The organism is Bradyrhizobium sp. CCBAU 53421 (assembly GCF_015291625.1).
In the GTDB taxonomy this organism is placed as follows: Bacteria; Pseudomonadota; Alphaproteobacteria; order Rhizobiales; family Xanthobacteraceae; genus Bradyrhizobium.
Genome location: NZ_CP030047.1, coordinates 2848805 through 2868828, shown reverse-complemented (window position 1 = coordinate 2868828; position 20024 = coordinate 2848805). Strand labels below are relative to the sequence as shown.

Genomic DNA, 20024 nt, shown 5'->3' with positions numbered 1-20024 from the left:
GCAGGAGCTGGTGAAAATGCAATGAGCCGGGGTGCGGTCATCAGAAGCCCTCGCGAAGCCATCGTCCGACCTTTCCGAAGTAACCGTCTGTCCCTGTCCTGAGCTGCCGCGTGCGCCGCGGTTCGACATGTTCAAGATGTGCGTATTGCGGATAGACCAAGAGCCCCGTCGGCACCGAGAACGAGGCGCCCTTCGCCTCGTTCGGCAGCCGGCCGAAGCCGAGCGGGCGGCCGATCCGGACCTGGCGGTTCAGGATGCGGGTGGCGAGCTCGACGGTGCCGGTGAGCTGCGACGCGCCGCCGCTCAATACGACGCGCGCCCTCGGCTCTGCCGCAAAGGGGGAATCCGCGAGCCGGTCACGGACCATTTCGAAAATCTCCTCGGCGCGATGCCGGACAATGTTCGCGATCGTGGCGCGGGACACGATTTGCGGAGTCTCCCGATCATCGCCTGCAGTGGGAACGGACATCAGCTCGCGCGAGTCCGAACCGCCGGTCAGCACCGTGCCGTATAAAGTCTTGATTCGCTCGGCATCCGCAATGCACGCGCCGATGCCGCGCGCAAGATCCATCGTGATGTGTTGCCCGCCGAGCGCAAATCCGGATGCGTGCACGAGGCGGCCGCCGGAGTAGGTCGCGATCGTGGTCGAGCCCGCGCCCATCTCGACGACGGCAGCGCCGAGATCGGCTTCGTCATCGGTCAGCACCGACAGGCCCGCGACATAGGGGCTCGACGCCATGGCTTCGACGTTGAGATGGCAGCGCTCGACCACCAGCATCAGGTTCTTGGCGACCGTCGCGTCCGACGTCACCACGTTCATGTCGACGCCGAACTGGCGCGCCACCATGCCTCTGGGATCGCGGATGCCCTTGACGCCGTCGAGCGCGTAGCCGACCGGCAGCGCGTGCAGCACGGTGCGGCCGGCGCCGGCGGCGTGGCGCATGCCGGCCGAGGTGACGCGGCTGATATCATCCGAGGTCACCGAGCCGCCGCGGATATCGGCCGCGGCTTCGACCAGCTGGCCATGCAGCCTGCCGCCGGAGACCGACAGCAGCACGGACTCGACGCGGACCTTGGCCATGCGCTCGGCCAACGCCACGGCATGGCGCACCGCCTTCTCGCATTCGGCGAGATCGACCACGGAGCCGGCCTTGACGCCGCGCGACTGGATCTGGCTGTAGCCGATCAATTCAACCGCATGGGTACGGCCGCGCAGCGCCTCGTTCGGCGGCGACGGCTTGAGCCGCGCGATCATGCAGGCGATCTTGCTGGAGCCGACGTCGAGCGAAGCCACCATCGCGGTGCGCTTCTGCATCGGGCGGGTCTTCGGGGTCAGATTGCGATCGAGGCCGGTCATGCGGAGTCACCCGGCTTCTTCTTGGACTTCTTGTCCTTGAACAATTCGTCGCGCGCCTTGCCGGCTTCCTCGGACAGTTGCACGATCAGCCGATCGGGCAGGCGCATGTCGACGGCGACGATGTCGCGCGAGAACAGCTTCTCGTCCTTGTCGAGCCTGGAGAGCGCGGCCAGCGCGTTGCCGACGTCGTTCTCCGGCAGGCGGACGTCGAGGCCGTCCTTGAGGCGCAGGTTCCAGCGCCGCTCGCCGACGAAGATCGCGGCCTTGGTCACCGAACGCACCTGCGGATAACGGTCGAGCAGCGCCAGGAAGTCCTGCGCGCGGGTGTCGGCACCCTTGCCCACCACCAGCGGCAGATTGAGGAAGCGGCGCGTGACATAGGGCTCGAGCACGGCGCCGTCGGAGGCGATCACCGACAGGCGGCCGTTCTGCTGCCACAGCGCGAAGGCGGTGCGCTCGACGATGTCGATCTGCAGCCGGCCCGGATAGAGTTTCAGGATCGTGGCGTCGGCAATCCAGGGATTGGCCTTCAGCTTGGCGCGCACGGTGTCGGCGTCGAGGAACAGCAGCGAGGAGCGGCCATTGACGCCGCCGATCGCAAGCACCTCGTCCTGGCTCAGCTGCTTGCGGCCGTTGATGCCGACGGTGGTGATGCGGAAGCCCGCGGAATTGGCCAGCGCGTTGCGGGTGTCGCTGAGCGCGGTGGTGAATTCCTCGAGATGGCCGCCCCTGACGATGCCGAAGCCCAGGCTGCCGAACAGGATCGCGAGCGTCGCGACCAGGCCGATGCGGCGCGGCAGATAGCGTTCGACCATCAGGATGTAGCGGTTCGGCGGCTCGCGATCGATGATGACTTGCGGGCGCCTGGCGGGACGCTGCCGGCGGCGAGCGATATGGGCGCCGATATACTCGCGCAGCAGCACCGCCGCTCCAATAGCGGCTGCTCTCAGGTCAGCTTGAGGCCCCAGCGATCGCAGCGATCGGGTGAGGCGTCCTGCACCATCCATTGCACGAGCTCGTCACATGTTGTGCCCGCAAACCCCGCGGGTCCCGGCACAAGTCACGTCTCGGCAAGACCGGTGGGATTAGAGTGGCCCCCTGTTCCCTGGTTGCGATCCTCGAAGCGGTAATCCGCGACAGCTCACGCCCCGGCAGCCAAGCGCTACATGCGCCGCCAGCGTTAACCTTCGGGCTTCCTGGTAAACAAACGGTAAATGAGTTCGGCCTGGAGTGTATTTTGATCAACGCTTTGAGTACTTTGCCGCGAACCCGTTAGCATTTTAGCAACAGCGCCGGGTTCCATCCGGCCGAGTCGCGCGGGTTCCCCACCCGTTCGGCCTTAACTCCTGACGCGGCGGCGGCCGAGCTCGATCTGGTCGTTGAGGAAGTCGGCAAAGCCGATACCCTGTGCTTTCAAGGCCTTAGGGTAAAGTGATGCCGCGGTGAGGCCGGGCAGCGTGTTGGTCTCGAGGTAGACCGGCCCGTTCGGCGAGACGATGAAATCGCTGCGCGAGTAGCCGGCGCAGGACAATGCGCGGTGCGCCCGCAACGCATGATCCATGATCGCGGCGCTGACCTCGGGCACAAAGCGGCCGGGGCAAATCTCCTGGGTCGACTTCAAAAGGTATTTGGCTGTGTAGTCGAAGCCCCCCTCCGCCGGCACGATCTCGATCGGCGGCAGCGCGAACACCTTGCCGTCGGATTGCTCGAGCACGCCGCAGGTCGCCTCCACGCCGGATACGAACGGCTCGATCAGATAGTCTTCGTGCCTGGCGGCATTGCGGACCGCGACGAGGTCCTGCTTGGCGTTGACGAAGATCAGCCCGTAGCTCGATCCATCCTTGGCAGGCTTTGCGATCAGCCTGCCGTGTTTCGCGAACGCATCGTCGATCTCGTCGACGGTGATGCCCTGCGGCGCGTTGAGGCCTGCGATCGCGGCGAAGCGCTTCGCCGACGGCTTGTCGAACGCCAGATGCGACGACGCCGAACCGGAGCCGGTGAACGCGACGCCGCGCATCTCGCACATCGCCTGCAACTCACCGTTCTCGGCGCGGCCACCGTGCAGGCCGAGCACCAGCACGCGCTGCTCGGAGCCTGCTTTGTCGAGTGCCTGATCGAGCGCGACGCCGCGACCATCGGGCTTGAAATCAACCTCGAAGGGCCGCGTGTGGCCGAGCAGCTGTTCAGACGTTACCGGATGCACGGTGTCGTCGACGTCCCAGAACCACAGCTCCGCGTCGGGCAGCGCACGGTGCAGCGCCTGCGCGCTCGCCACCGAGACCAGCCGCTCCTTGTTGGTGCCGCCGAACAGAATGGTCACCTGCATCAGCTTTTCCCGATCCGCTTGATTTCCCAGTGCAGCTCAATTCCGCTGGTCTGCCTGACCCGTTCACGCACCGTCTCGCCGAGGGTTTCGATGTCATGCCCGGTGGCGTTGCCAGTGTTGATCAGGAAATTGCAGTGCATCTCCGAGACCTGCGCGCCGCCGACCTTGAGGCCGCGGCAGCCGGCTGCGTCGATCAATTTCCAGGCGCTGTTGCCGGGTGGATTCTTGAAGGTCGAACCCCCGGTCTTTTCGCGGATCGGCTGCGCGGTCTCGCGATGGGTCTGCACCTCGTTCATGCGAGCGCGGATCGCATCCGCATTGGTGATCCTGCCGCGGAAGCGCGCCGAGGTGAATACGATGGACGGATCGATACCGCTGTTGCGATAGACGAACTTCATGTCGGCATTGCCGAACGTGTGTTTTGTGCCGTCGCGGCCGATGCCGGTCGCCTCGATCAGCACGTCCTTGGTCTCGCCGCCATTGGCGCCGGCGTTCATGCGCAGCGCGCCGCCGACGGTGCCGGGAATGCCGAAGAAAAATTCCATGCCGCCGATATCAGCCGCCGCCGCCGTCTCGGCGACGCGCTTGTCGAGCGCCGCGGCGCCGGCGGTGACGACATCACCGACCGCGCTGGTCTCGCCGAACGCACGCGGCGCGAGCCGGATCACCACGCCAGGCATGCCGCCGTCGCGCACGATCAGGTTGGAGCCGACGCCAACGACATAGACCGGCAGCTCTTGCGGCAGGCGCTTCAGGAAGTAGGCGAGATCATCCTCATCGGCCGGCGTGAACAGCACCTGCGCCGGACCGCCGACGCGAAACCAGGTCAGCTCGGCAAGCCGCTGGTTCGCCAGCAGCCGCCCGCGCAGCTCCGGCATCGCGGCTTTCAGGTCGGGCGTGATGTCGGGGAAGGTCATGCTGCGGCAATCGACTCACGAGCTGGATTGAGATGATGCCGCGTTGCAGCTGTCGTCAGCGCCCGGGGCTTACCCCTCTCCCCAACCCTCCCCCGCAAGGGGGGAGGGAGCCTGACGAGCGTGCTCACCTCACAGCGCGTCACAATCGCGTTCTGCCTCATCGCAGAAGTCAGGGAGGCACGGGCGGACGGGTTCCCTCCCCCCTTGCGGGGGAGGGTTAGGGAGAGGGGTGAGCCGCACGGGCGGTATTCGTGACGAGCAACGAACATCATCACCCCAGCGCCTTCAATTCACCGGGCAGCGCGTACGCCCATTGCGTGATGTTGCCGGCACCGAGGCAGACGACGAGGTCGCCGGACTTGGCAAGGCCGTGAACGATCTTGGCGAGCTCGCCCGCGTTCGGCAGCGGGACGACGTTGCGATGGCCGTGGGCGCGCAGGCCGGCGGCGAAATGGTCGCGGTCGATGCCTGCGATCGGCGTCTCGCCGGCCGGATACACTTCGGCAACCACGACCGCGTCGGCATCGTTGAAGCAGGTGCAGAATTCCTCGAACAAGGATTGCAAGCGCGTGTAGCGATGCGGCTGCACCACGGCGATGATCTTGCCGTTGGTCGATTCCCGCGCCGCCTTCAGCACCGCCGCGATCTCGACCGGGTGATGACCGTAATCGTCGATCACGGTGATGCCGTTGGTCTCGCCGGTCTTGGTGAAACGCCGCTTCACGCCGCCGAAGCCGGCCATGGCCTGGCGGATCACGTCGTCGGACACGCCGAGCTGATGCGCAACTGCGATCGCCGCCGTCGCATTGGATGCGTTGTGGCGCCCCGGCATCGGCAGCGTGATGTCAGCGATCTCGTGCGTCGTACCGGTCTTGCGATCGCGGATCGCGACGGTGAATTTCGAGCCGCCGCCCATCGGCGTCAGATTCAGCAGCTGCGCATCGGCCTGCGGGTTCTGGCCGTACGTGGTGATGCGGCGATCCTCGATCTTGCCGACCAGGCTTTGCACCACAGGATGATCGGTGCACATCACGGCAAAGCCGTAGAACGGCACGTTCTCGACGAAATTGCGGAACGCGTCCTGGATCGCCTCGAAGGTCTTGAAGTGATCGAGATGTTCAGGGTCGATATTGGTGACGATGACGACATCGGACGGCAGCTTCAGGAAGGTGCCGTCGCTCTCGTCGGCCTCGACCACCATCCAGTCGCCGGCCCCGAGCCGCGCGTTGGAGCCATAGGCATTGATGATGCCGCCGTTGATCACGGTCGGATCGAGCCCGCCGGCGTCGAGCAAGGTCGCCACCATCGTGGTCGTGGTGGTCTTGCCATGGGTGCCGGCGATCGCGACGCAGCTTTTCAGCCGCATCAATTCCGCCAGCATCTCGGCGCGCCGCACCACGGGAATGCGCCGTGCGCGCGCCGCCATCAGCTCGGGATTGTCGCGCTTGATCGCGGTCGAGACCACGACGACATCGGCGCCATCGACATTCTCGGCGGTGTGGCCGACCGAGATCTTGGCGCCCTTCTTGCGCAGCCGGTCGAGGTTGTAATTGTCGGACGCGTCGGAGCCCTGCACGGTGTAACCGAGATTGATCAACACCTCGGCGATGCCGCTCATGCCGATGCCGCCGATCCCGACGAAGTGAATGGGTCCGATCTCGCGCGGCAGTCTCATGATGGTGCTAGCCTCATTGTGTCCGATCGACTTATGAAAGACGCGGGTAGCCGAGACAAGCCCGGCCATAACGCCCCATGGCCGAAAATTCCTCGCGAACGCCTAAATTCCTGCCACTTTTGCCACCAGATCGGCCAGCCGCTCGGCGGCATCGAGCCGGCCGACACTGCGCGCGGCCGCAGCCATCGCGGTCAACCTCGAGGGCTCGGCGGCGAAGGCCGAGATTTCGGCGGCGAGCCGTTCCGGCGTGAAATCGCTCTGCGTGATGCGCAGCGCGCCGTTCGCCTGCGACAGCACGCCGGCATTGGCGAACTGGTCCTGGTCGATCGCGCCCGGCAGCGGCACCAGGATCGAGGGCCGGCCGATCGCGGCGAGCTCGGCCACCGTGCCGGCGCCGGAGCGCGAGATCACGAGCTGGCTCGAGGCCAGGCGCGCCGGCAGGTCGGCAAAGAACGGCGCGAGTTCGGCATTGATCTTGAGCCGGTCATAGACCGCACGCACCCGATTCATGTCCTCTTCGCGCACCTGCTGGGTGACGATCAGCCGGCTCCACAGCTCGGGCGCGAGCTTTTCGATCGCCGGCGGCACGATGTCGCTCATCACCCGCGCGCCCTGGCTGCCACCGACGACAAGCAGTCGGAGCGGCCCGTCCACCTCGGGCGGCGTGTATTTCACCGCGGCGGCCGCAAGGATGGCCGGGCGCATCGGCGTGCCGACGGTGGTTGCCTTGCCGGCGAGCGCGGGATCGCGATCGAGCACCCCGGGCAGCGAGGTCGCGATCGCGTTGACGCGGCTGGAGAGGAAGCGGTTGGCGCGGCCGAGCACCGCATTGGCGTCGTGGATGATGCCGGGGACGCCGAGCATCCGCGCCGCCATCAGCGGCGGCAAGGTCGGGTAACCGCCGAAGCCGACGACCGCCGACGGCTTCAGCCGGCGCACCACATTGGCGGCGACCAGCGTGCCATAGCCGAGCATCAGCACGGTGCGTGCCAGCGAGATCGGGTTGCGACTACGCACGGTCGCGCTCGGCACGAGCTCGATGCTCTCCCGGCCGAACAGGCCGGAGTAGCGCAGCGCGCGGCCGTCGGTCGCAAGCCGTACCCGCAGGCCACGCCTGATCAGTTCCACGGCAAGCGCTTCGGCCGGGAAAAGATGGCCGCCGGTGCCACCGGCCGCCAGCAGAATCAGGGGCGCGTTGTCCATGACTTTCAGATAACCGACACGGCCTTTACAGTCACCTACGCGTAGGCGCGCTGAGCGCTGGCGCCTTCCATCGATTCGATCTCGGTACGCGGCCGCTGCCGCGTCAGCGCCAGCATCATGCCGACGCCATAAGCGAGTGACACGAACGAGGAGCCGCCATAGGAGATGAACGGCAGCGTCATGCCCTTGGCCGGGATCAGTTGCAGATTGACCGCCATGTTGATGGTCGCCTGCACGCCGAACAGGATCGCAAGCCCCGAGGCAGCAAAGCGCGAGAACATGTCCTCGGTGGCATAGGCTCGCGTCAGCGTGCGGATCACGATGAAGCCGAACAGCGCGACCAGCATCAGGCAGAGGATGATGCCGAATTCTTCCGCGGCGACTGCGAACACGAAATCGGTGTGGCTGTCCGGCAGGCTGCGTTTTGCAATTCCCTCACCGGGTCCGAGACCGAACCAGCCGCCGTTCCAGAACGCCTCCATCGCGGTGTCGACCTGGAAGGTGTCGCCGGAGGCCGGGTTCATGAAGCGCTTGATGCGGCCGGCGACGTGCGGCACCAGCAGATAGGCGCCGAACAGGCCCGCGCCCGCCGCGCCGGCCAGCCCGAACACCCAGATCATCCGCATGCCGGCGATGAAGAACAGCGCGCCCCACACGGTGAGGATCAGCATGGTCTGGCCGAAGTCGGGCTCCATCACCAGCAGCGTGACCAACGTCATCAGCAGCACCAGCGCCATCGAGGTCGCCGGCATCTCCGGCCGCTTGGTCGATTCCGCAAACAGCCAGGCCGCGACGATCACGAAGGCGGGCTTGGCGGCCTCGGAAGCCTGGATGTTGACGCCGAGCAGCGTGATCCAGCGCCGCGAGCCCTTGACCTCGGGCCCGATCAAGAGCGTGAGCACGATCAGCGCGATCGCCACCGCGAACACGATCAGCGCGGTGCGCCGGATCTGCCGCGGCGTCATGAAAGACACCCCGATCAGCACGATCAGCGACGGCACCAGGAACATGACGTGGCGGTTGAAGAAGTGGAACGGGTCGAGCCCGATCCGGGTCGCGACCGGCGGGCTCGCCGCCAGCGACAGGATAACGCCGGCCAGCATCAACGCGGCGATCGCGACAAGCAGTAACTTGTCGACGGTCCACCACCAGTCCGAGAACGGGGTGCGTTGGTCACGGGCGAGCATGGGCGTCCCCAGATGGCAGAGATAACGTCCATTCGTGGCGCAGGATGGTTTCCAAGGGGTTAACGGGATGGGTAACTTTTGAGGGAGGTCATTTGATGGCTCGCGACACGTTCGGTGTCGTCACACACAACCGTCGTCCTGGCGAAAGCCAGGGCCCATAACCACCGCCTTTGGTTGTGAACGGGATCGCGACCCCAGCGTGGCACAACAATTGAGATTCGGGGTAATGGGTCCCGACCTTCGCCAGGACGACACCGATTGCGCGGCGCAGCCTGTATCCCCAAGTCGTCCCGGCGAAGGTTGGGACCCATACGCCGCGGCGGACGTTGTGAACGGGACTCGTCGTTCCAGCGTCACGCAACCATTTGCAGCGGTGGCTATGGGTCTCGGCCTTCGCCGGGACGACGATGACGATGATTCTCGATTCAAGCTGTCAAACAGCTTGTTCGGTGTGCGCTAACCCGTCCTACTTAACGTAGGCATGCTCGATGGGCAGCGCGGCCTGTGCCTGATCGAGCCGGCCGCGCTCGACCAGGTCGTGAATTGTGTGCGCGAGTTCGGTCACGTCTGTAATCTTTCGAATCCACTGGCCGACATAGCGCTGCACCGCTTCGCCGCCGATCCCAATCTGGATAGCACGATGCGGCAGCGGCTGAAGATGCAGATCGCGTTCCGGGTCCCATTGAATTCGCACAGGCGAATTGGCCTTTAGCTTTTCCCAATCATCCTTGCTCATCGCTGGATCGGGATGACTTGGACAGCTATGCGCCAACGCCCACTCAAAGCCCTCGCGCGTGATGTCGATCGCAAGAATCCGGTTTTGCCCGGCGTCCTTGAAGCCCCATCCGGCGCGATACATCATCCATAGAAATGACGGCTTGATCCATGTCATTCGCGTCATGCTGAAGGGCGGCGAGACGAACGCGCCGGCGGCCAAGGCAGCGTCGGCGATCTCATTGTTGTAAGCCTGATAGATACGGATCGTGTGCTCGTCGTAGACGGCACGAATCTGGTGCTGCGGGATGTCATTCATGACCCGCAACTTACGTCCCGGCGCGGCATACGGCAATTCGGAGCGCCGCGGCAGTTCGTAGGGCGGATTAGCCGAAGGCGTAATCCGCCACTCAGCTTGCGGCACCAATGGCGGATTACGCTCACGCTAATCCGCCCTACAGACCTCACACCACCGGCTTGACGCCGGGCAGTGCCTGGACGATGTCGCGGAAGGCGGTGCCGCGGATTTCGAAATTGCGGTACTGGTCGAACGAGGCGCAGGCCGGCGACAGCAGCACGACGGCCTCGGCCAAACCCGACGCCTCCGCATCGCGCGCGGCGCTGGCGATCGCGACGTCGAGCGTGCCGGACGTCTCGTGCGGAACGCGGTCGCCGAGCGTGCCGGAGAACTCGGCCGCCGCCTCGCCGATCAGATAGGCCTTGCGGATGCGCGGGAAATAGCCAGTCAGGCTGGTGATGCCGCCGGCCTTCGGCTTGCCGCCGGCGATCCAGTAGATGTCGGCGAACGACGACAGCGCATGCGCGGCGGCATCGGCGTTGGTGCCCTTGGAGTCGTTGACGAACAGCACATTGCCGCGGCGGCCGACCTGCTCCATGCGATGCGCCAGACCCGGGAAGCTGCGCAGCCCGTTCTGCAGCACGTCGGTCGCGATCCCCATCGCGAGCGTACAGGCCGAGGCGCAGGCGGCGTTCTGCGCATTGTGCAGGCCGCGCAGCGAGCCGATGCCGCCGAGACGCGCGACCTCGCTGCGCGCCGCGCCCTGGGCGCGCACGATGGTCTCGTGCTCGACATAGAGGCCGTCGGGCAGCGGGTTCTTCACGGAGATGCGCACCACGCGCTTGCCGGCGCGATCCAGCCGGTCGGCGATGTCGCGGCACCAGCCGTCATCGACACCCACGATCGCGGTGCCGCCGGCCTGGACGCCGGCGACCAGCCGCTCCTTGACCGCAGCGTAATGCGCCAGCGTGCCGTGGCGATCGATGTGGTCCTCGCTGATGTTGATCAGGATGCCGACCGACGGATCGAGCGACGGTGCGAGGTCGATCTGGTAGGACGACATCTCGATCACATGGACACGACCCATGCGCGGCGGCTCGAGCGACAGGATCGCGGTGCCGATATTGCCGCCCATCTGGGTGTCGTAACCGGCAACCTTCATCAGATGCGCGATCAGCGCCGTGGTGGTCGACTTGCCGTTGGTGCCGGTGATGGCGACGAATGGCGCGTTCGGCGCGTGACGGCGCCGCTCGCGACAGAACAATTCGACGTCGCCGATCACCTCGCAGCCCGCCTCGCGCGCCTTCAGCACGCTCCAGTGCGGCGCCGGATGGGTCAGCGGCGCGCCGGGGGTCAGGATCAGTGCGGCGAAATTCGCCCACGACACGGTGCGGAGATCAGCAGTGGTGAAGCCCGCCTGCGCCGCCTTGGCGACGTTGTCGGCGTTGTCGTCGGCCGCGATCACCTCCGCACCGCCGGCTTTCAGCGCATGGCAGCTCGCGAGCCCGGAGCCGCCGAGCCCGAACACTGCGACCGTCTTGCCCGAGAAGGAGGTGACCGGGATCATGGCGGCGCTCAGCGCAGCTTGAGGGTGGAGAGGCCGGCGAGCGCCAGCATCACCGAGATGATCCAGAACCGGATCACGATCTGCGGCTCGGTCCAGCCTTTCTGCTCGAAATGATGGTGCAGCGGCGCCATCCGGAACACGCGCTTGCCGGTGAGCTTGAACGAGGTGACCTGGACGATGACCGAGACCGCCTCCAGCACGAACAGGCCGCCGATCACGGCCAGCACGATCTCGTGCTTCACCGCAACCGCGGTGGCCCCGAGCATGCCGCCGAGCGCGAGCGAGCCGGTATCACCCATGAAGATCGAGGCAGGCGGCGCGTTGAACCAGAGAAAGCCCAGGCCCGCGCCAAGCACCGCGCCGCACAGCACCGCCAGTTCGCCGGTGCCGGCGACGTAATTGATCTGCAGATAATCCGAGAACACCGCGTTGCCGGTCAGATACGAGATCATGCCGAAGCTCGCGGCGGCGATCATCACCGGCACGATGGCAAGACCGTCGAGGCCGTCGGTCAGGTTGACCGCGTTGCCGGCGCCGACCATCACGAAGGCGCCGAAGATCACGAAGAACCAGCCGAAGTTGATCACGAGGTCCTTGAAGAACGGAATCACGAGCGAGGTCGAGGATACGTCGCGCCCGAGCCGGACCAGCGCGTAGCAGGCGGCAAGCCCGATCACCGCCTCGATCAGCAGCCGCAGCTTGCCGGCGAAGCCGCTGTGCGACTGCTTCGTCACCTTCAAATAATCGTCATAGAAGCCGACGAAGCCGAAGCCGAGCGTCACCGCCAGCACGATCCAGACATAGGGATTGAGCGGGTTGGCCCAGAGCAGCGTCGACACCACGAGTCCGGACAGGATCATCAACCCGCCCATGGTGGGCGTGCCCTTCTTGGAGATCAGATGCGACTGCGGACCATCGGCGCGGATCGGCTGGCCCTTGCCCTGCCGCAGCCTCAAGTGATCGATGATCCAGGGCCCGAACAGGAACACGAACAGCGCGCCGGTCACCATCGCGCCGCCGGTGCGGAAGGTGATGTAGCGGAACACGTTCAGGGCGCTGCGGAATGCCCCAAACCCCGGAACGGTGTTGGACAGTTCGATCAACCAGTAGAACATTCAAAGGGTCCTATACCGCTTCTTCGTGCGCGGCCTTGTCGGGGAAGCGTTTTTCCAGCGCGCTGACAATGAGCTTCATCTTCGATCCCAGCGAGCCCTTCACCATGATCACGTCACCGGCACGGACCACGGCGACCGCCTGCGCTTCGAGCGCCGCCGAGCTCTCGGCATAGCCTCCCCGCTTGCCGGTGGAAAGGGCGTCCCACAGATTCCGCATCAGCGGACCACAACAATATACGAGGTCGATGCGGTTGGCGGTCACGGCCTCGTTGAGGCCGCGGTGCAGATCGGGCCCGGTCGGCCCGAGTTCGAGCATGTCGCCGAGCACCGCAATGCGGCGGCCATGCGGGCCGGTCTGGGCCTGGCCGAGCACGTTGAGCGCGGCACCCATCGAAGCCGGGTTGGCGTTGTAGCTCTCGTCGATCAGCGTCGCCTCGCCATGGCCGACCTCGAGCGTGCGGCGAAGACCGCGGCCGGTCGGCGCCTCGAGCTGCGACAGCGACAGCGCCGCGCGCGCGATATCGGCGCCGAGCAGCGAGGCGCCCGCGAGCACCGCGAGCGAGTTCATCGCCATGTGCTGGCCCGGCATGCCGATCTTGTAGGTGATGTCGTGGTCGAGAATATCGGCATGCACCGCCGAGCAGGTCGCGTGCAGCGAGAGGTCGATCAGCCGCGCCTCGGCGCGCTTGTCGATGCCGAACGAGACGATGCGCGAGATGCCGGCCTTCTTCGCCTGCTTTTGCAGCCGCGCGAATTGCCCGTTGTCGCGGTTGAGCACGACCGCGCCGCCGGGCTCGACGCCTGAAAAGATCTCCGCCTTGGCGTCGGCGATCGCCTGGAGCCCAGCAAAGAATTCCAGATGCACCGGCTCGATCGTGGTGACGATTGCGACGTGCGGCCGCACCATCTTGACCAGCGGCGTGATCTCGCCGGCATGGTTCATGCCGATCTCGAACACCGCAAAGCGCGCGCTCGCCGGGCAGCGCGCCAGCGAGAGCGGCACGCCCCAGTGATTGTTGAACGAGGCGACCGAGGCGTGGGTCTCGCCCTGCGCCGACAGCACGCGGCGCAGCGCCTCTTTGGTCGAGGTCTTGCCGACCGAACCCGTCACCGCGATGATCTGCGCGTTAAGCCGCGCGCGCGAGGCATGCGCGAGCTCGACGAGGCCGGCGAGCACGTCGTCGACCACGAGCAGCGGTGCATCGGCGGGAAACTTTTCGCGCTGCGCTGTCTCGACCACGGCGAGCCCGGCGCCGGCTTTCAGCGCCGCCTCGACGAAGGCGTGGCCGTCATGGACGTCGCCCTTGATCGCAAAATACGCATCGCCTGGCGCGATGGTGCGGCTGTCGATCGAGAGACCAGTGATCCCGTTCGGCAATGCGCCTTGCGTGGCGGCGCGCATTGCCGTCGCCATCGCATCCGAGGTCCACAACACCGTGCTCATGCGCCCTCCTCGGCCAATGCATTCGCGACCGCTTCATGATCGCTGAACGGTAGCGTCGTGCCGCCGACGATCTGCCCGACCTCGTGGCCCTTGCCGGCCACGACCAGCGCATCGCCCGGCTCGAGGCCGGCAATTCCGGCGCGGATCGCCGCGGCGCGGTCGCCGATCTCGCGCGCGCCCTTTGCGGTCGCCATGATCGCGGCGCGGATCGCCTCGGGCTTCTCGCTGCGCGGATTGTCGTCGGTGACGATGATTTGATCGGCATTCTCGGCGGCGATCGCGCCCATGATCGGACGCTTGCCGGCGTCGCGGTCGCCGCCGGCGCCGAAGATCACGACCAGCCTGCGCTTCGCATAGGGCCGCAGCGCCTGCAGCGCCTTGGCGAGCGCATCGGGCTTGTGGGCGTAGTCGACGAAGATCGGCGCGCCATTGTGCTCGCCGACGAATTCGAGCCGGCCCTTGGCACCCTCGAGATGTTCGAGCGTGCCGAACACGTCATCGGCCGCGCTGCCGGTGCCGATCGCAAGGCCCGCCGCGACCAGCGCGTTCTCGATCTGGAATTCGCCGACCAGCGGCAGCCGGATCGCGTGCTTGCGCCCGCGGTGTTCGATCATGAGCTTCTGGGCAAAACCTTCGATCGCAGCGTTCAAGAGCTTGATGCCCTCGCTAGCGTCGGCGTTGCGGCCAACCGCGATGATGCGCAGGCCCTTCGCCCGCGCCGCGGCGATCACTTCAGTCGAGCAGTCGTGATCGGCCGAGATCACGGCAGCGCCGCCGTTTGCTATGAGATCGCGGAACAGCCGGAGTTTTGCATTGAGGTAGTGCGCGACATCGGGATGATAATCCATGTGGTCGCGCGACAGATTGGTGAAGCCGCCGGCTTCGATGCGCACGCCGTCGAGCCGATACTGGTCGAGGCCATGCGACGACGCCTCGAACGCCAGATGCGTGACGCCGTCGCGCGCGATCTCGTCGAGCTGGCGATGCAGCGCGATCGGATCGGGCGTGGTCAGCGAGCCGTAGACGGTGCGCTTGTCCGAGACGAGACCGATGGTGCCGATGCTCGCCGAGGAGTGACCGAGCCGCTGCCAGATCTGGCGCGCGAACGCCGCGACCGAGGTCTTGCCGCTGGTGCCGGTCACCGCCGCGATCGTTGCGGGCTGGCGCGGATAGAATTTAGCCGCGGCGAGCGCCAGCGCGCGGCGCGGATTCGGCGTGATGACGAACGGTACGCGGGCGTGACCTTGCGGCAGATGGTCGCTGGCGACCGCCACCGCGCCCGCGGCAATCGCCGCATCGACGAAGCGCGCGCCGTCGGTCCTGCTGCCGGCCAGCGCAAAGAACAGGTCGCCCGGCTTCACCGCGCGGCTGTCGACCGCAAGCCCGCCGACGACGATCTCATCGGCACTCGGATCGATCCTTGGATCGATCGTGGCATCGGCGCTGAAGAGGTCGCGAAGTCTCATGATCTTCCAGTCTGGCCGGCGCCGTTCTGGCGCCTTCGCTTGAGCATGATCTAGCCGGAAAGCCGCTTCACACCTTTCCGGATCATGCTGTGAATATACGCCTTACTGGGTTGTTCTGGATGCCGCAAGAATAAGGCGGTCGGACGGCGGCAGGTCGAATCGCGGCTCGACGCCCAAAAGCGGCGCAATTCGGGCGATCACGTTGCCGCCGGTCGGCACCGCATTCCAGCCCGAGGTGATGAAACCATAGGTCTCCTTCAGGGGCTGCGGCTCGTCGAGCATGATCAAGAGCTGATATTTCGGATTGTCGGCGGGCAGGATCGCGGTGAAGGCGTTCAGCACGCGCTTCTTGGCGTAGCGGCCGTTGATCACCTTCTCCGCGGTGCCGGTCTTGCCGCCGATATAATAGCCCTTGACGTCGGCCTTCTTGGCGGTGCCGATCTCGGCGTTGAGCCGCATCAGATAGCGCATCTTGTCCGAGGTCTCGGGCTTGATAACGCGCTTGGCCAGCGCCATCGCTTCCTGCTCGGTGCGCTTGAGGAAGGTCGGCGGGATCAGGTAGCCGCCATTGACCAGCGCGTCGATGCCCATCACCGCCTGCAGCGGCGCCACCGCGATGCCGTGACCGAACGAGATGGTGACGGTGTTCAATTCGCCCCACTTCTTCGGCACGATCGGCGAGGCGCTCTCCGGCAGTTCGGTACGCAGCCGCTCGAGCTGGCCCATCTTGCGCAGGAAGGCCTTGTGCGCGTCCACACCCATTGCGAGCGCAATGCGCCCGGCGCCGATGTTGGAGGAATAGTAGAACACCTCCTTCATGTTGATCATGCGGCCCATGTTGTGATCGTCATGGATCGCGAACTTGCCGTAGTGCAGCGGGCCGCGCGCATCCCACATCGAGTTGAGATCGAACCGGCCGCTGTCCAGCGCCATCGCCAGCGTGAACGCCTTGAAGGTCGAGCCCATCTCGTAGACGCCGGTGGTCAGGCGGTTGATGCGATCGGGATCGTGCGCCTCCTTCGGATTGTTCGGGTCGAAATCCGGCAGCGACACCATCGCCACGATCTCGCCGGTGCGCACGTTCGACACGAGGCCGGAGGCGGCCTTCGCCTTGAACTTCTCCTTCGCCTTGATCAGTTCGTCGCGCAGCGCGTGCTCGACGCGCAGGTCGATCGACAGCTCCACCGGCTTCTGCAGCCGGTCGGTGGCGAAGCCCGCGCGATGCAGATCGGCCAGACCGTTATTGTCCAGCCACTTCTCCATGCCGGCGATGCCCTGGTTGTCGATGTTGACGAGACCGATCAGGTGAGCGACCTCGTTGCCGGTCGGATAGACGCGCTTGTTCTCGCGCAGGAAGCCGACGCCGGGAAGGCCGAGGCGATGGATGTCGTTCTGCTGCTTCGGCGAGATCTCGCGCTTCAGCCAGACGAAGCCCTTGCGCGACGACAGGCGGTCACGCACCTCGCTGGTGTCGAGATCGGGCAAGGCCCCGGTCAGAAGCTCGATCGCCTCGTCCTTGTCGATCAGCCGGCGCGGCTCGGCGAACAGGCTCGGCGCCTTAACGTCGGTCGCGAGAATCTCGCCGTTACGGTCGGTGATGTCGGGCCTGGCGGTTGCGATCGCGTCCTGCGAGGCGGTGCGCCGCGCGCCATGGCTGTCGGCGCCGACCGCGAACAGCACGAGGCGTCCGGCCAGCACGCAGTAGACCGCGGCGAAGGCGAGGATCGCAAGACCGACGCGCGCGCGCGCCTTCGCGGCACGGTCGACATTGCTGCCGTACAGCAGCGTGCGGATCAGGCGCGTGCGCCAGGGTTCGGCGGATTTCGCGGCCGGCTTGCTGGCGGGTGCCGGATCGGTCATGGCGGGTCCCGTCATTGCTGATCTCCCCCGCCCTGCTCGGACGGTTCGGGCGCGGGCTGGTCGGTGGCCGGCTGGTCGGTCGCCGGCTTGTCAATCGATCCGGTCGTACTGTCGGGCGCGGCGGCAGCCTCGATGGTGTCGATCATCGCGCCGATCGGATCGCGCGAACCGGGCCGCGTGAAGCTCGGCGGCCGCTCCGGCAGGTTCTTCAGGGCATCGTACTGGTTGGCATTGATCGGCTTCAGCGGCAGATGACGTTCGGCAAGCCCCTGCAGCCGCAGCGGCGCATCGAGCTTGGCCCATTCGGCGCGCAAGGCGGCGATCGCATTGCGCTGCTCGCGGATCTCGGCGTTGAGCTGCAACACGCGCTCGACACGCGCGGTCGATTCCATCTTGATGCGGTAGACATAGGATGCAGCGAAGATCAGCATGCCGATGACGAGGAGATGGAGGAGGCGCATCGTCAGCCTCCCCGCTTCAGGTCGGCGAGCCGCGGCCAGGACGGCAGGTCGTCGTCCGCATGCGCCGGCGCCGCAGTGCGTTCGGCCGCGCGCAGCTTGGCTGACCGCGCGCGCGGATTCGCCGATATCTCGGCCTCGCCAGGTGTCACCGGGCGCTTGGTCAGGATCTGAAAACTCGGTGCGGATTGCGCAACTTCAGGCAGATGCCGCGAGCCGCCGGAAACCTTGCCGCGCTCGCTCAGGAAATTCTTGACGATGCGGTCTTCCAGCGAATGGAACGAGACCACGGCGAGCCGGCCGCCCGGCTTCAGCACGCGCTCGGCCGCCGCGAGCGCGCGATGCAGCTCATCGAGCTCTTCATTGACGAAGATGCGCAGTGCCTGAAAGGTCCGGGTCGCCGGATGGATCTCGTTCGGCTTGGCGCGCACGACCTTGCCGACGATGTCGGCGAGCGCCTCGGTCGTCGTGATCGGCGCCTCCTTGCGCGCGGCCACGATGGCGCGGGCGACGCCGCGCGAATGGCGCTCCTCGCCGAAGATATAGATGATGTCGGCGAGTTGCTTCTCGGACGCCGTTGCGACCACATCGGCCGCAGTCGGGCCGCTCTGGGCCATCCGCATGTCGAGCGGACCACCGAGGCGGAACGAGAAGCCGCGCTCGGCCTGGTCGAGCTGCATCGAGGAGACGCCGACATCCATCACGACGCCGTCGACCTTGTCGACGCCCTGCGATGCGCAGACCTCGGCAAGATCGGAGAAGCGGCTCTCGACCAGCGTCAGCCGGCCGCCGGCGCCATCGACCAGATCGAAGCCGCCTGTGATCGCGGTGCGGTCGCGGTCGATGCCGATGACGCGCGTACCGGCGACATCGAGAATCATGCGGCTGTAGCCGCCGGCGCCGAAGGTCGCGTCGACATAGATGCCGCCGGCGCGCGGATCGAGATACGCGACCGCCTCACGGCCCAGCACGGAAATGTGACGGGGGGCACGCTCGCTCATGCGCCGCCCCCGGAAGGGGTCGCGTAACTGGCATGCAAGCTGGCTGCGCGCCGACCCATTGCGTCTCGAATCCTCGCGCTTCGCCTGGCCATTCCGGTGACAACGCCGCTGCGTGATGCCAGCGCCAACTCCCGTCCTCGGCCGCAAATCCTGATATCCGACCGGAATTGGGAGGGTTTCCATGGGATTTCGCGCAAACAGCGGGGCTCAGCGTCCTTGGGCCGTCCCCCGAAACCGGTTCGGCACTTCACCTCTCAGTAACGGCACTTAACGTTAAGAAAACGTTGATGATCGGTTAGCGGAATCGCGCGACTTTGATCCGCATTCGAGTGATACCCTCGGCCCCCGCGCCGGATATCGTTGCATGGCTCGAAGCGCAGATCATGGAACCCGCAGGCCGATTGCGCGACCCTCACGGTAAAGGAATAGTAAACGCCTATTTGTTTATCCATATGTCAAAATGCGTTCTCCTGGTTGGGATTGAGTGATTCGTATGGCTTCTGGTTCGTCCTCGTCCGGCAACGCTGATTCGAAGCGTCAGCGCGTCCTTCCTGTTCCGAAGGGCGTGGCCGACGTGAAGACGTTTACGCCGGATTCCTCGATCGCCTCCGACGTGATCCCGTCGATGAATTTCGGCGACCGCGCCAGCAACCGGCAGCCCGACATGATCGTGCTGCACTACACCGGCATGCCCGATGTCGAGGGCGCGATCACCCAGCTCTGCACCGCCGGCACCGAAGTCTCGGCGCATTACATCGTGCTCGAGGACGGCCGCATCGTGCAATGCGTGCCCGAGAGCAAGCGCGCCTGGCACGCCGGCGTCTCCGCCTGGGCCGGCGAGGACGACATCAATTCCTGCTCGATCGGCGTCGAGATCGTCAATCGCGGCCACGATTGGGGCTATCCCGACTTCCCGCTGCGCCAGATCGCGGCGGTCATCGCGCTGTGCCGCGGCATCATGCTTCGCCGCAGGGTGGTCTCGCATCGCGTGCTCGGCCATTCCGACGTGGCGCCGGGGCGCAAGAAGGATCCCGGCGAGAAATTCCCCTGGCACTCGCTGGCCAATTCCGGCGTCGGGCACTGGGTGCAGCCGGCGCCGATCGTGCGCGGCGACGCGCTGCAGCTCGGTGCGATCAGCGATGCCGTCTCCAGCATGCAGGCCGCGTTCCGGCGCTACGGCTACAACATCCCGACCAACGGCAAGTTCGACGGCCCGACCATGGAGGTCGTCACCGCTTTCCAGCGTCACTTCCGCCCCGAACGCGTCGACGGGATCGCCGATCGCTCCACCATGGCGACGCTGCATGCGCTGCTCGAGAGCCTGCCGCCGGACGCCGCAGCGCAAGTCGCTGCGAAAGCGAAATAAGGCTCCGTCTTTCCACCGTCATTGCGCGCCAAATGCGCGCGCGCAAAATGGAACTTTTCGTCGTGAGCCG

At 66.0% G+C, this 20024-nt stretch carries 16 protein-coding genes and 1 pseudogene; 1 reads left to right on the top strand and 16 read right to left on the bottom strand.

Annotated elements, in window-relative coordinates:
• Nucleotides 1-40: 40 nt before the first annotated feature.
• The 16 genes and pseudogenes from ftsA to rsmH all read right to left on the bottom strand — a co-directional run bounded on the left by ftsA (nt 41) and on the right by rsmH (nt 18588).
• On the bottom strand, nt 41-1357 hold the full coding sequence (gene ftsA, locus XH92_RS13490) for a cell division protein FtsA (protein WP_194459643.1): 1317 nt from the start codon (nt 1355-1357) through the stop codon (nt 41-43).
• A complete protein-coding gene (locus XH92_RS13485) occupies nt 1354-2364 on the bottom strand; it encodes a cell division protein FtsQ/DivIB (protein WP_194459642.1) in 1011 nt (336 codons plus the stop codon). The genes ftsA and XH92_RS13485 overlap by 4 nt, the downstream gene beginning before the upstream one ends.
• A pseudogene (locus XH92_RS42960) lies at nt 2304-2625 on the bottom strand (D-alanine--D-alanine ligase); the annotation flags it as partial. The pseudogene XH92_RS42960 and the gene XH92_RS13485, both read right to left, overlap by 61 nt.
• A gap of 71 nt (nt 2626-2696) precedes the next feature.
• On the bottom strand, nt 2697-3683 hold the full coding sequence (locus tag XH92_RS13480) for a D-alanine--D-alanine ligase (protein ID WP_194459641.1): 987 nt from the start codon (nt 3681-3683) through the stop codon (nt 2697-2699).
• A complete protein-coding gene (gene murB / locus XH92_RS13475) occupies nt 3683-4600 on the bottom strand; it encodes a UDP-N-acetylmuramate dehydrogenase (protein ID WP_194459640.1) in 918 nt (305 codons plus the stop codon). Before murB ends, XH92_RS13480 begins: the two co-directional genes overlap by 1 nt.
• Nucleotides 4601-4871: 271 nt before the next feature.
• Complete coding sequence (gene murC, locus XH92_RS13470) at nt 4872-6275, bottom strand: UDP-N-acetylmuramate--L-alanine ligase (protein ID WP_194459639.1); 1404 nt, start codon at nt 6273-6275, stop codon at nt 4872-4874.
• Between the two features lie 102 nt (nt 6276-6377).
• Nucleotides 6378-7478, bottom strand: coding sequence for an undecaprenyldiphospho-muramoylpentapeptide beta-N-acetylglucosaminyltransferase (gene murG, locus XH92_RS13465; RefSeq protein WP_194459638.1), 1101 nt, complete (start codon nt 7476-7478; stop codon nt 6378-6380).
• Between the two features lie 35 nt (nt 7479-7513).
• Nucleotides 7514-8665: a putative lipid II flippase FtsW gene (gene ftsW / locus XH92_RS13460; RefSeq protein ID WP_194459637.1), complete on the bottom strand. Its 1152-nt coding sequence runs from the start codon at nt 8663-8665 to the stop codon at nt 7514-7516.
• Between the two features lie 466 nt (nt 8666-9131).
• Nucleotides 9132-9698: a DUF4291 domain-containing protein gene (locus XH92_RS13455; RefSeq protein WP_194459636.1), complete on the bottom strand. Its 567-nt coding sequence runs from the start codon at nt 9696-9698 to the stop codon at nt 9132-9134.
• Between the two features lie 145 nt (nt 9699-9843).
• Nucleotides 9844-11244, bottom strand: a complete 1401-nt coding sequence (gene murD / locus XH92_RS13450) for a UDP-N-acetylmuramoyl-L-alanine--D-glutamate ligase (RefSeq protein ID WP_194459635.1) — start codon at nt 11242-11244, stop codon at nt 9844-9846.
• 8 nt (nt 11245-11252) lie between these two features.
• On the bottom strand, nt 11253-12359 hold the full coding sequence (mraY, locus tag XH92_RS13445; RefSeq protein WP_194459634.1) for a phospho-N-acetylmuramoyl-pentapeptide-transferase: 1107 nt from the start codon (nt 12357-12359) through the stop codon (nt 11253-11255).
• Nucleotides 12360-12369: 10 nt separating this feature from the next.
• Nucleotides 12370-13803, bottom strand: a complete 1434-nt coding sequence (locus tag XH92_RS13440) for a UDP-N-acetylmuramoylalanyl-D-glutamyl-2,6-diaminopimelate--D-alanyl-D-alanine ligase (protein ID WP_194459633.1) — start codon at nt 13801-13803, stop codon at nt 12370-12372.
• Complete coding sequence (locus XH92_RS13435; RefSeq protein WP_194459632.1) at nt 13800-15269, bottom strand: UDP-N-acetylmuramoyl-L-alanyl-D-glutamate--2,6-diaminopimelate ligase; 1470 nt, start codon at nt 15267-15269, stop codon at nt 13800-13802. Before XH92_RS13435 ends, XH92_RS13440 begins: the two co-directional genes overlap by 4 nt.
• Before the next feature lie 102 nt (nt 15270-15371).
• Complete coding sequence (locus XH92_RS13430; RefSeq protein ID WP_371818007.1) at nt 15372-17144, bottom strand: peptidoglycan D,D-transpeptidase FtsI family protein; 1773 nt, start codon at nt 17142-17144, stop codon at nt 15372-15374.
• Nucleotides 17141-17590, bottom strand: coding sequence for a hypothetical protein (locus XH92_RS13425; protein ID WP_194459631.1), 450 nt, complete (start codon nt 17588-17590; stop codon nt 17141-17143). Before XH92_RS13425 ends, XH92_RS13430 begins: the two co-directional genes overlap by 4 nt.
• 2 nt (nt 17591-17592) lie before the next feature.
• Nucleotides 17593-18588, bottom strand: a complete 996-nt coding sequence (rsmH, locus tag XH92_RS13420) for a 16S rRNA (cytosine(1402)-N(4))-methyltransferase RsmH (protein ID WP_194459630.1) — start codon at nt 18586-18588, stop codon at nt 17593-17595.
• 493 nt (nt 18589-19081) lie between these two features.
• On the opposite strand from rsmH, the gene XH92_RS13415 reads away from it, so the two are divergent.
• The gene (locus XH92_RS13415) at nt 19082-19954 is read left to right on the top strand and encodes an N-acetylmuramoyl-L-alanine amidase (RefSeq protein WP_194459629.1); all 873 of its coding nucleotides are present in this window, start codon (nt 19082-19084) and stop codon (nt 19952-19954) included.
• Nucleotides 19955-20024 lie beyond the last annotated feature (70 nt).